Source organism: Mucilaginibacter myungsuensis, assembly GCF_015222005.1.
Classification (GTDB): domain Bacteria; phylum Bacteroidota; class Bacteroidia; order Sphingobacteriales; family Sphingobacteriaceae; genus Mucilaginibacter; species Mucilaginibacter myungsuensis.
Genome location: NZ_JADFFL010000008.1, coordinates 155,857 through 168,268 on the forward strand (window position 1 = coordinate 155,857; position 12,412 = coordinate 168,268).

Here is a 12,412-nt window from a genome sequence, read left to right on the forward strand (position 1 = left end):
ACTAATCACTGACGACTGATCAAACCACCTCCACCAGCGCGTAGATCTTCTCCTTCAACTCATCAGGTTTAAAGGGTTTGGATACATAGTCGTTCATGCCGGCTTCGTACACTTGCTCCTTGATGTCGAACAAGGCTGACGCGGTGAGCGCGATGATGGGGATATTAGATTTTTTTGGATCGGCCATTTTGCGGATCTCCATGGCGGCGTCAAAGCCGTTCATGATAGGCATCTGCAGGTCCATCAGTACAATATGGAAGTTGCCGTATTGTACAAGCTCCACGGCGTTCTCGCCGTTATCTGCAAAGGTTGGCACGATATTCCACTTACTGAACAGTTTTTTCATTAGCATCACGTTCACCGGGTTGTCCTCTGCGATCAGCACTTGTAAACCTACTGATGGGGTAGACGAGGCTACGTAAATAGACCCTTTTTCCTCGGGCGCTTGCGGACTGCTTTCCACCACAGGTTCAACCACTTTTTCGGTAGATACAGGGAATTCCATATTGAACGAGAACTCCGATCCTGTGCCTACCTTACTGGTTACATGCATTTGGATGTTCTGCAATTCCAGCAGGCGTTTTACAATGGCCAAACCAAGGCCGGTACCACCGTACTGGCGGGTAGTGGTAAGCGACTCCTGAGTGAAAGGTTCAAATATCGCTTCAAGGTGCTCGTCCTCAATACCTATACCTGTATCCTTCACCATAAAATTAACACTCAAAGTATTATGGCGGTCGCCCAGTTGTGATACCCTTACGGTTACATTACCTGTAGAGGTGAACTTGATAGCGTTGCTTACCAGATTATAAATGATCTGGGTAATACGGGTCGGGTCGCCAAAGATCACTTTTGTGCGCAGGCGTTTGTCTACATCGAGGTAAAACTTCAATCCTTTTTCTTCGGCTTTAATGATCTGACCGCCGCAAATGCTGTTCATCAATTCGACCAGGTTAAAGCGGATCTTTTCGAACTCCACCCGGCCCGACTCGATCTTGTTAAAGTCCAGCACGTCGTTAACGATAGACAGCAGGTTGTTGGCCGAGAACTTCAGGATCTCCAGGTTATCCAGCTGGTCGGCCCTTGGGTCGTTCATCTGTAACAAGTTGCTCATGCCGATAACCGCGTTAAGCGGTGTGCGTATCTCATGCGACATGGTCGACAAGAACTCGGACTTAGCTTGAGATGATTTTTCGGCCTTCTCCATCGATGCCTGATAGGCGGCATTCAGTGCGCTTTGTTCGGCGGTGGTTTGGTTCAGCTCGCGGATGTTTTTAACAAAGGCGTTGTAAAAGTGACTGTGGATGTAGATGATCATGATGAAGTTAGCCATGATCGTAATGATCTTGGTCGACTCCTCTACATCTTCGGGCTTCATTGCCACAATATAGCTGTTGCCGTATGCGTAAACCATAAATCCCAGTACGGGTACCACATTGGCCAGCGAGTAAAGCAGGCCCCACTTTTGCCCCAGCATGTAATAGCTGAACAACACCGAAAGGATGATCACCTGTATGGTAATGATCTCGACCTTTTGAATGATCAGGAAAACATCTATAAGATTAATGATCAGGGCAACCGTAAGTAGGATGTGCGATATCGGTTTCCAATCTGGTTTCCAGGTGAGGTATTTAAACATCGCCACCACCATGACCAGCAAAAATATGGACATGGAGGTGAAGATCTGTTGGTGCTGGATAAAAACGTTGCCGGCGATGGCACAAAGGGCCACAAACGCCAAAAACAGGCCGTAATACAACAACTTGATGCGGGCCTGATCCAGCATAGATTGCTCCTGAGACAGGATGTTCCAGACGGACAGGTTGAAGAAGTCGTACTTTTGTTTCATTGAGGGGCCTTGGCGAGTGGTAAATATAAATAATATTTAACCGCTTTAATACACAAAGCCCCTGCAATTAGTTTGCCAATCGGTTCAAATTTTCTGTTAAGCTTTTGATCTTGGCTTCGGCGTCGTCCTTTTTCTTTTGCTCGTTGGCTACAACTTCAGGCTTAGCGTTCTGCACAAAGCGCTCGTTACCCAGTTTACCCATAACCGACTTTAAGAACCCTTGCTGATACCCGATCTCTTTGGTCAGTCGTTCTATCTCGGCTGCAACGTCAATGGTCTCGCCCAGAGGGATATAGAACTCATCGGTGCCAACTAAAAAGCTCGACGCGCCTTCAACCGTATCAGACACTAAGGTCAGCTCGCCAATATTGCCCAGCTTACAAATAATAGGCTGATACTTATTGAAATCGATGCCCGAATTTGCCTTGATCATCAGGTCCAAGCTTTCTTTCGGCGACAGTTGTTTACTGTTACGTGTATTGCGGATATCGGCAATGATCTGCTTAACCACCTCAAGTTCCGAGGTCAATTGGGTATTCATTTGCCCCGACTGCGGCATTTGCGCTACTATACATTTGTCGCTCTCCGCGCGTTGGCCGAATAATTCATCGTTCCACAATTCCTCTGTCAGGAATGGCATGAACGGGTGCAAGATCTTCAATACGTCCTCAAAAAACTTAATGGTTTGCGTGTAGGTAGTACGGTCTATCGGTTGCAGGTAGACCGGCTTGATCATCTCCAGGTACCATGCACAGAAATCGTCCCAAACCAATTTGTAAGTACCCATCAAGGCATCCGACAAACGGTAGTTGGCAAAATCATCCTCGATACCTTTCAAAGCCTCACTAAAGCGGTTGCCGAACCACTCGATAGCGATACCGTTAGGGTTGCTCAGGCTGTCATCAACCTCCCAACCTTTGATCAGCTTAAAGGCGTTCCATATCTTGTTGGCAAAGCCGGCACCCTGCTCGCAATATTTCTCGTCGAACATCAGGTCGTTACCGGCAGGTGAACTTAATAGCATACCTACACGTACACCGTCGGCACCGTATTTCTCGATCAGGCCCAGCGGATCGGGCGAGTTACCTAATGATTTGGACATTTTACGGCCCAATTTATCTCGCACGATACCGGTCAGGTAAACATTCTTAAAAGGCACCTGTCCGCGGAACTCGTGACCGGCCATGATCATACGCGCTACCCAAAAGAACAGGATCTCCGGCGCGGTCACCAGGTCGTTAGTAGGGTAGTAGTAATTGATGTCGGCATTGTTAGGGTCTTTAAAACCATCAAATACCGATATCGGCCACAACCATGATGAGAACCAAGTATCCAGAACGTCCTCGTCTTGACGTAGGTCTTGAGTGGTGAGTGCCGGGTTCTGAGTTTTCTCGATCGCCAAAGGCAAAGCTTCCCCTGCTGTCTTTGCAATTACGAACTGACCATTGGGTAAATACCAGGCCGGGATCTGTTGCCCCCACCAAAGTTGGCGGCTGATACACCAATCCTTCACGTTCTCCATCCAATGGCGGTAGGTATTGATGAACTTATCAGGGATCAGTTTAATATCGCCTTCCAGAACGTAGTCCAGCGCCGGTTTGGCCATCTCTTCCATCTTGCAGAACCACTGCATAGAAAGCTTTGGCTCGATGGCAGCATCAGTACGCTCGCTAAAACCTATCTGTGATTTGTAATCTTCTACTTTTTCTAACGACCCAGCGGTCTCTAACAAAGTTGCTATCTTTTTACGGGCGATGAAACGGTCCTCGCCGATCAGGATCTGAGCGTTCTCGTTCAGGGTACCGTCGTCATTCAGGATGTCGATAACCGGCAGGTTATGTTTTTGACCAAGTTCATAGTCATTCAGATCGTGTGCCGGGGTCACCTTTAAACAACCTGTACCAAAATCCATGGTCACATACTCATCCAGGATCACCGGAATCTCACGACCGATCAAGGGGATTGTTACCGACTTGCCATGCAAATGGGTATAACGCTCATCATTAGGATTGATACAGATCGCTGCATCAGCCATGATGGTCTCAGGACGGGTAGTAGCGATAGTCAGGTGGCTATCGCCACCAACTACCTTATATTGTATGTAGTAAAGTTTCTGATTTACTTCCTTACGGATAACCTCCTCGTCACTAACAGCTGTCTTACCGGCAGGATCCCAGTTAACCATGCGTACGCCACGATAGATCAGGCCTTTGTTATACAAATGTATAAAGGTCTCGATAACGGCATCGCTCAAGTCATCGTCCATGGTAAAGCGGGTACGGTCCCAATCGCAGGATGCACCCAATTTTTTTAATTGCTCCAGGATGATGCCGCCGTATTTTTCTTTCCATTCCCAGGCATAGCTCAGGAACTCCGGACGGGTAAGGTCTTTTTTGCTGATACCGCGTTCTTTCAACATCGCAACTACCTTAGCTTCGGTAGCGATAGAGGCGTGGTCGGTACCCGGCACCCAGCAGGCATTTTTACCCTGCATACGGGCGCGACGTATCAATACATCCTGAATAGTGTTATTCAGCATGTGGCCCATGTGCAATACCCCGGTGACGTTTGGCGGAGGGATCACAATGGTGTATGGCTCCCGTTCATCGGGCACCGACCTGAAAAATCCATTGTCTAACCAATACTTATACCACTTGTCCTCTGCTTCTTTAGGCTGATACGTTTTAGAAATACTCATAAGTGTACAAATTTACGGAATTTGCACGTAAGGTTAAAGTAGGAAAAAGCGCAAATGCAGGGAGGGGTTAGTCACAATGCAAAGCTGACCAACCCCTCCCCGCCATTTTAACACAACGCCACAACACCCTTTCCCAAAGAGGGAATTTTAAGGTATCACCTACAAAAATATCGGCTTATCCAACTTCATCGATATCCTATAAGCCGCATTCATCAAACCTACGTGGCTGTAAGCCTGAGGGAAGTTGCCCCATTGGCTACCATCTTTCTCGTCCACGTCTTCGCTAAAGAGTAACAGGTGGTTAGAGAATTGCAGTAAGTTCTCAAATTCGCGTACGGCATCATCTATACGTCCGACGGCCGCCAGGGCTTCTACATACCAAAAAGCACAGATGAGGAAGGTGGTTTTGGGCTTGCCAAAATCATCGGTGTATAGGTATCGATAGAACAGACCGTTCTCTGCTTTTAGCTCTCTTTCTACCGCGATCAGGTGGTCCTTGGCCCGGTCAGATGCCGGGTCGAGGTAGTGCATCATGATCAGCTGCAGGGTACTGGCGTCCAGATTTTGGCTGCCGGCTGAATTGGTGTACACCTTTCTGATAGGATCATAACAGCTCTCGATATGCGCTGCTGCCCGTTCTTTAAGTGATATGGCGCGGGAAACTAAGCCATCATCGCCGATGGTCCTTGCCATTTTCTCTGCCGCCGATGCGCCCGCCCATTGAAACAGGTTGCTGTAACAGTGTATATTGGCAAAGTTGCGGAACTCCCATATACCGGCATCCTTTTCGTCGATGGTCATTTCTATCTTATTCAGCAGATAGTTGATCCATTTATCCGAATCTTTGCGTTCGGCAAAAGTGAAACGGTGGTCGATGTATAACGGCAATACCGATATCATCACCTGTCCGTAAATGTCGTTCTGGATATGCTCTGATGCCTGGTTACCTATGCGGACAGGCTTGTTGCCCATATATCCGTCAAGGTCATCATGGATAAATTCTTCCAGATCTTTTTTACCGGTGATGCTATAAAGCGGCTGATAACGCAACTCGTCAGAGAAAGAAATATTGGTGACATAATTAAAATACTTTTCCATCTCTTCAAAATGGCCGATATGGCTAAGCGAGGTGATCACATAAAAAGTATCGCGCAACCAGCAGTAACGATAATCCCAATTGCGCCCACTACCCGGTGATTCGGGCAAACTGGTGGTACTTGCGGCTATAATAGCCCCGGTATCTTCGTACTGGTGTATCTTTAAAGCCAGAGCCGAACGGATCACCACATTTTGGTGAAATTGCGCAATGGTAGAGTGCTTGATCCAAGTGCGCCAGTACTGGGTGGTCTCGCGCAGAAAGCGCACAACGGTGCTCGCCAGCGGTGCTTCTAACGGTTCGCCGTAGGTCATCACCAGGTATTTGGTCTCGTTCAGTACAAAAGATTGCTCTTCAAAAACGTAGCTGATGGGGATATTGGTGGTCAGTCGCATACGTTCCTCGCCGCCCAAAAATTGAATATGGTTGCTGCCGCGATTAACGGTCAGTTGTTCGCGGCCGTAATCGCTCACCGGCTTGCATTTCACCCTAATGCGCGGCGATCCCTCTAACGGCTCTATCTGGCGGATCAGCATCAAGGGCTTATAGTAGCGGTCGTGCTCACGAAAACGAGGGGCAAAGTCGGTTACCCGGTATTTGGTATCGCCGCTGGTTATCTCGGTCACCAGTACGTTGGTGTTTTCCAGATAACGTTGATCCGATAAGTATTCTCCGTCAGGCAGGATAGAGAATTCGCCGCCTTTTTGCTTGTCAAGCAGTTGACCAAAAATAAAAGTGCTATCGAATCGCGGCCAGCAAAGCCAGTCGATATTGGTGTTTTTATTTACGTGGGCAATGTAGGCACAGTTGCCTATGATGCCTGTTTGGTAGGTATGTCTTGTGGTAGATGTCATGTAAAAAAAGTTTTAAGGTAGCTTAACTACTTACTATTAAAGACTAATTAAGCCTAATGGTTTTCTTTGGATGGTCAATTACACTTTGTAGGAATGAACGCATCATATATGGCGTTTGCAAATTGTATTTGGCGGCCGATATTTCCATCCCGATCTTAATGGTGTAAGCCCCCGGCACTTTAGCTAAGGCCGTGAACATGTCCTCGTCGGTACGGTCGTCGCCGGCGCAAAGGATAAAATCGTACTTTTTATGACGGACAAGGTTGCTAACCGCGATGCCTTTATTGATACCCTTCTCGCGCACCTCGATCACCTTATTACCGTTCAAAACCTCAAGCCCCATCAGTGGGGTCAGTTTGATGAGTTCCTCATACAATTCTTTGGCCCGGGATGTTCCCTCGAAACTATCGGTATTACGGTAATGCCATGCCAGCGAAAATTTCTTTTGCTCCATGAAAGATCCGGGGGCTTTAAGCGTATAAGTGTTCATCACCCGCTCTATTTTGGCCCGCCAGCTATCCAGATCCAGTTTGGCAGTGCTTATCCAATCACCATCGGGTAGTTTAATGGTAGCGCCGTGTTCGGCTATCAAACCCAATGGCAGGTGCCCCAGCCAAAGGTCCAGCGTTTTGCTATCGCGGCCGCTGACCAGATAGACCTCATTCTCGGGGTCGGTAGCGATATCTTCCAGTATCGACAGCAACTCAATATCGGGCCTTGCCATTACCGGTTCTTTGGCAAAGGGAGCAAGGGTGCCATCATAGTCCAGCAGGAGCAGGCGTTTAGATGTCGCAGCGTAATTCTCCAAAATGCGCGAGCGGGTAAAAGCATCCATAAAAGTAACTTCAGTACCCGATTGGTTCTTTTTAACTGCCGTTAAACTCTTGGTAAGGTCGGTGGCCCAACTGTTAACGTCATACCCGGCTACGCAAGCCTGCATCGCTTCCATGCGACGGGCTTGTGCCTCTACCGGCATTTCCAGTCCGGTCTTAATGGCTTCGGCTATCTCGGTAATATCGTTAGGGTTGATGAGCAGCGCGTCGGTCAGTTCGCGGGCAGCACCGGCCAGCTCGCTTAGGATCAGTACGCCCTTTTTATCGGTACGGGTGGCCACAAATTCTTTAGCTACCAGGTTCATACCGTCGCGCAATGGGGTGATCAGCGCCAGATCGCAGCTGCCGTAAAGGGCAACCATCTCATCAAAAGGGATCTTATTGTAATGGTACAGCACCGGCTGCCAGGCAATATCACCCAGCGAGCTGTTCATATTGCCAATATATTCATCGATCGCTTTTTTCTGCTCAGCGTATTTGGTGATCTCGTCCCTCGATGGCACGATCACCAACACAAATACCACCTTGCCAATATAATCCGGATTATCCAGCAAGAATTTATGATAGCCCTTTAAGCGATTATCCACCCCCTTGGTATAGTCTAACCTGTCGACCGAGAAGATCAGTTTTTTATCGCCTTTCAGTTCCAAATAGTTGTTCTTATGGCGTCGCACCTCGGGGCTTTCGGCCGCTTTATGGAAAAGATCCACATCAATACTGATCGGGAAGGCATCGGCCTTAACCCGCCTGCCGTTATACAGAAAGGACTGCCCCTCATGCTCTACCTTCAGTACTTGCTCTACGCAATCTAAAAAGTGCGAGGCGTAGTCCATGGTATGGAAACCCACCAGATCTGCACCGGCCATGCCCGAAAGCAGGGCCTGTTGCCATTGCTTAGGGATGGTGCGGAACAACTCGTACGATGGGAAAGGGATATGGAGGAATAACCCGATGCTCAGATCAGGGAATTTTTCGCGCAGCATACCGGCCAGTGGCAGTACGTGGTAGTCGTGTATCCAAACCATGTCATCTTTACGGATCTGTGGGATCACAGCATCAGCAAATGAGCGGTTGACGCGCATGTAGGTCTCAAAATCCTCGTCGTTATACTCGGCGAAGGATGGGAAGTAATGGAACAGTGGCCAAAGCAGCGAGTTAGAAAAACCATTGTAATATAGGTTGTAATCGTCTTTATTAATGAAGACCGGCAGATAGTCGTACTCGCTTTGTGCGTTGGCCTCGGCGTGTGCTTTTTGCCAAACTTCGGGGCTGCAATCAGGGAACCCGGCCCAGATCTGCTCGCTGAAGGCTTCTTTGCCCCCGCTTTTTAGATACGAACTGATGGCGGATACCAATCCGCCCGACGACTTTTTAATGTCGTAACCATTGTTTTCGGTTTCCTCGATGCTTACGGGTAACCTGTTTGATATAATGAAAAGCCTGTTGCTCATGCTTGTTGAAATTGAAAATGAGCGCACGCCAATAAGCGATAGCGCTAAAGGAAAAAATTAGGGGGATGGCCCGGAAAAATAAAAGGCCGCCACGACCGATGGTTGCCCGGCTTAAACAGCGTCGACAACATTCGGGAATGTTAAATTTTAACAGAAAAAAATGCCTGTAGTTTTACTAAAAGGGTGTTAATCTGAATAAATAGGCATAATAATGAGGTAACGCGCCTACTAATACCGTGCGGTGATGCTGCCTTACCAAGGATGATATGCGGCAAATGGCATCGCCAAAATTTAAAGTGATGTAAAACGGGGCAACATCATTGCACCTAAAACCCGGCAACGCGAACTTACTGCGGTACTTTGCTTTTTTAGGGCTGCGGGCTTCGCCGCTCGAAGTGCTAAATGTTGGCTGTTTGGTTTTTGCCACCGCGTTCGCCGCGGGTGGGTGGCTATCTAAAGGGAAGTAGTTGAAGATCTGTGCATTTCCCGTAGCTTCGGTTCGTGATGACCGTAAACCCGTCATCAAACAGATGAGGGTGAAACACAGGGATATGTACAGACTTTTTTTTAGCATAGGCGCTTGCGGTATTGGCAAGATACAAAATGTTTTTGCCGATATGAGCCTTATAGCAACAGAATAACCGTTTTGTTGACGGTTATTTTACATTTTGGCATCGTTTGCGTAAAAAATAGTAGCTTTTGGTATCACATTTTGTCGGCTACAATGATAACTTGCAGTGTAAACCAATTAGCTGACCACCATTTTATCATGATCAATTTCCTCGCCTTTAAACGGCCTGTAATTCGCTTTGTCCTGTCGTTGACATTAATTTCTACAGCGGTATCCGCTCAGGATGTAAAACCCATAGCCCCCGCCGTTTTACCCGGCCAGGGACTTAAACAATACGACTTTTTTTATGCCGGCGAGGCTCCCACCCGCAATATGTACATTGTGCGTGGTGGAAAGATCGCGTGGAAATACATAGACAGCACGGGTCGTGGCGAGATCAGCGATGCCATTTTGATGGCCAATGGTAATATCCTCTTCGCGCATCAATACGGCATTACGCTGATCAATAGCGACAAAAAAGTGCTGTGGCAATATAACGCTCCTGAAGGTGCCGAAACCCATACCGCGCAACTGATCGGTACGGATAGGGTCGTGTTCGTTCAGAACGGTAACCCGGCCAAAGTGCTGGTGATCAACATTAAGACCGACTCGGTAGAGAAGCAATTTAACATCCCTTTCAAAAGCGGTACCCACGGACAGATACGCCACGCGCGGTTGACGGCGCAAGGCACACTGATGATCGCCCACATGGATCTGGGTAAGGTGAACGAGTATGATACCGATGGCAATATCCTGCTATCTTTAGATGTGCCGAGCGTATGGTCGGCCGTGCCGTTAAAAAGTGGCAATATATTGGTGGCCAGCAACCAAAACTTTGTTAAAGAGATCACCCGCAATGGGTACGCCGTTTGGGAAGTGCAGTTAAAAGATATCCCGGGCTACAAATTGACCGATCCGCAAATAGCGCAAAAACTACCGAACGGTAATTTTCTCATCAATAACTGGTTTAACTCGTGGGAGAAGAAACTGGACAAGACCAACCCGCCCGTGCAGGCTATAGAGCTAACCCCCGGCCGTAAAGTAGTTTGGGCCTTACGCTCATGGGAGTTAGGCCCGTCGACCACTATCCAATTGCTGAACGACCCGAACAACATCACCGAAAAAGCCTTTTTTGGCGAGTTTAAGTAAGTTTTTAAAACCATGCCCTTACCCTGCGGTTAGTTGGGCATGGAACGCTTTAAAAACAAAGTTGCTTTAATTACCGGTAGCAGCCAGGGCATAGGTGCGGCATGCGCCATTAGATTGGCCGAAGAAGGTGCCGACCTGATCATCCACGGCCGCGAAATGGACGAGGACGTTAAACAGTTGATGGAGCAGATCCGCCACTGGGGCCGCAAAGTGGAGTTTATCCCCGCTGATCTTAACCTATCCGGCAGTGCCGAAAAACTGGTGAGCGATGCTGTGGCCGTTTTTGGTAAACTCGACATCCTGATCAATAATGCCGGTATGGAGATCCGTGCCGATTTTATTGATGTGACCGAAGCCGACTACGACATGGTGATGAACGTGAACCTGAAAAGCGTTTTCTTTGGCATACAGGCTTACGTAAAATACTGCCGATCTATAGGCAGCCCGGGTGTGATCGTGAACATGAGTTCGGTACACGAAGAGATCGTGTTCCCGCATTTCGCGGCCTATTGCGTAAGCAAAGGCGGATTAAAGATGCTGACCCGCAACCTGGCATCAGAGTTAGCTCCTTTCCATATCCGGGTGAACAATGTGGCCCCGGGTGCTATCGCCACGCCTATCAATGAAAAGCTGTTGAGCGATAAAGAACAACTGCAAAAAGTACTACAGAACATCCCCCTCAAAAAAATGGGTAAACCCGAAGACGTTGCCGCTCTGGTAGCCTTCCTGGCCAGTGATGAAGCCGGTTACATCACCGGATCTACCCATTACGTGGATGGCGGGTTGACGTATCATTATGAGGAGCAATAGGGGAAGGAATGCGAAGCGCGGAAATTCATCCCGATAACTATCGGGAGCGGATGGACCTTTACTTTTGCTTCCCGTTCAACTTAATTATCCTTGACCTGATGTAAGTCCCTGCCAGACTGAGGTCTTTAGCAGCCCATCCGCCTTTAACGCTTGCGCCGGGCATTAATATAGCGGTGGTCTCTTTTTTGTCGACGATGCTCCAGTCCGTCCAACTTAATTGGTTCTTCTCCATCCAGTTGAGCCATTTGTTGGTTTTGTCGATGTCGAATACGCCGTTGCCGTTAGATTCGCCTACACCCCATTCCGTCACAAATAGCGGGAGTTTGGCGGCGATGGCTGCATCGCCACGTTTCCTTAATTCATCCTGATGATAAGGGTCCGATGCGTAAAAATGGAAAGAGTAAGCAATGTTATCAAAACCTTTGATACGGTCGGCCGCTACCACATCCACATGCTGATCCCAACTTGGCGATCCTACTACAATGATGTTGTTCTTGTCGTGCTTGCGGATCTCGGGTATAACAGTTACGGCGTATTGCTTTACGATCTGCCAGCTGATCTCTTCAGGTTCGTTCCATATCTCATAGATCACATTTGGTATGCCGACATATTTCTTAGCCATCCGCCCAAAGAACGCGCGCGACTTTTCTACATTCTTGTTGGCATGATGGTCGTGCCAGTCAATGATCACATAGATGCCTTGCTTAATAGCAGCATCCACCATTGCTATCGCTAACTGTTGCTGACTTGGGTCTTGAATATATCCGCCGTTCTCTTCCACCGCCATAGATACGCGGATCAAACTGATGTTAAAGTCTTTCACCAGCCAGTTCACCACTTCGGGCGTGTAAAATTTCTTACCTTCCCAAATGCTCCAGAACAAACTTACGCCCCGCAATTGCGGCGGCCGGCCATTTTTATCTACGATGCGCCCGTCTGACACCTTTAATTGACCGTGTTTGCTGACCGGTGTTGCCGATTGCGCGGATACAGTTAGCGTGGTCACGACTATTAATAGCAAAGCGATAGTTAAATTTTTGAACATGAGCCGGAGATAAGATG

8 protein-coding genes are annotated in these 12,412 nt (G+C 48.1%); 2 read left to right on the plus strand and 6 right to left on the minus strand.

The window, feature by feature from the left end; all coding sequences use genetic code 11:
- Positions 1 to 19 precede the first annotated feature (19 nt).
- From IRJ16_RS18585 to IRJ16_RS18605, 5 genes are all read right to left on the minus strand, one after another.
- On the minus strand, positions 20 to 1,849 hold the full coding sequence (locus IRJ16_RS18585; protein ID WP_194113146.1) for an ATP-binding protein: 1,830 nt from the start codon (positions 1,847 to 1,849) through the stop codon (positions 20 to 22).
- Between the two features lie 67 nt (positions 1,850 to 1,916).
- Positions 1,917 to 4,547, minus strand: coding sequence for a valine--tRNA ligase (locus IRJ16_RS18590; protein WP_194113147.1), 2,631 nt, complete (start codon positions 4,545 to 4,547; stop codon positions 1,917 to 1,919).
- Between the two features lie 159 nt (positions 4,548 to 4,706).
- Entirely contained in the window at positions 4,707 to 6,497 is a 1,791-nt protein-coding gene (locus IRJ16_RS18595) for a glycoside hydrolase family 15 protein (protein WP_194113148.1), read from the minus strand.
- Between the two features lie 43 nt (positions 6,498 to 6,540).
- Positions 6,541 to 8,781, minus strand: coding sequence for a bifunctional alpha,alpha-trehalose-phosphate synthase (UDP-forming)/trehalose-phosphatase (locus tag IRJ16_RS18600; protein WP_194113149.1), 2,241 nt, complete (start codon positions 8,779 to 8,781; stop codon positions 6,541 to 6,543).
- A gap of 175 nt (positions 8,782 to 8,956) precedes the next feature.
- Positions 8,957 to 9,355 (minus strand): hypothetical protein, encoded by a 399-nt coding sequence (locus tag IRJ16_RS18605; protein ID WP_194113150.1) that lies wholly within the window; start codon positions 9,353 to 9,355, stop codon positions 8,957 to 8,959.
- 195 nt (positions 9,356 to 9,550) lie between these two features.
- Between IRJ16_RS18605 and IRJ16_RS18610 the strand changes: the two genes are divergently transcribed.
- Together IRJ16_RS18610 and IRJ16_RS18615 are read left to right on the plus strand one after the other, a co-directional pair.
- The gene (locus tag IRJ16_RS18610; protein WP_194113151.1) at positions 9,551 to 10,540 is read left to right on the plus strand and encodes a beta-propeller domain-containing protein; all 990 of its coding nucleotides are present in this window, start codon (positions 9,551 to 9,553) and stop codon (positions 10,538 to 10,540) included.
- Between the two features lie 39 nt (positions 10,541 to 10,579).
- The gene (locus IRJ16_RS18615; RefSeq protein ID WP_194113152.1) at positions 10,580 to 11,350 is read left to right on the plus strand and encodes an SDR family NAD(P)-dependent oxidoreductase; all 771 of its coding nucleotides are present in this window, start codon (positions 10,580 to 10,582) and stop codon (positions 11,348 to 11,350) included.
- 58 nt (positions 11,351 to 11,408) lie between these two features.
- Here the strand turns inward: IRJ16_RS18615 and IRJ16_RS18620 are convergent, their stop codons facing one another.
- On the minus strand, positions 11,409 to 12,395 hold the full coding sequence (locus IRJ16_RS18620; protein ID WP_194113153.1) for a glycoside hydrolase family 5 protein: 987 nt from the start codon (positions 12,393 to 12,395) through the stop codon (positions 11,409 to 11,411).
- Positions 12,396 to 12,412 lie beyond the last annotated feature (17 nt).

Excerpts from the sequence above, each read along its gene's own strand:
- IRJ16_RS18585 (WP_194113146.1), bottom strand. The coding sequence starts at position 1,849 with ATGAAACAAAAGTACGACTTCTTCAACCTGTCCGTCTGGAACATCCTG.
- IRJ16_RS18590 (WP_194113147.1), bottom strand. The coding sequence starts at position 4,547 with ATGAGTATTTCTAAAACGTATCAGCCTAAAGAAGCAGAGGACAAGTGG.
- IRJ16_RS18595 (WP_194113148.1), bottom strand. The coding sequence starts at position 6,497 with ATGACATCTACCACAAGACATACCTACCAAACAGGCATCATAGGCAAC.
- IRJ16_RS18600 (WP_194113149.1), bottom strand. The coding sequence starts at position 8,781 with ATGAGCAACAGGCTTTTCATTATATCAAACAGGTTACCCGTAAGCATC.
- IRJ16_RS18605 (WP_194113150.1), bottom strand. The coding sequence starts at position 9,355 with ATGCTAAAAAAAAGTCTGTACATATCCCTGTGTTTCACCCTCATCTGT.
- IRJ16_RS18610 (WP_194113151.1), top strand. The coding sequence starts at position 9,551 with ATGATCAATTTCCTCGCCTTTAAACGGCCTGTAATTCGCTTTGTCCTG.
- IRJ16_RS18615 (WP_194113152.1), top strand. The coding sequence starts at position 10,580 with ATGGAACGCTTTAAAAACAAAGTTGCTTTAATTACCGGTAGCAGCCAG.
- IRJ16_RS18620 (WP_194113153.1), bottom strand. The coding sequence starts at position 12,395 with ATGTTCAAAAATTTAACTATCGCTTTGCTATTAATAGTCGTGACCACG.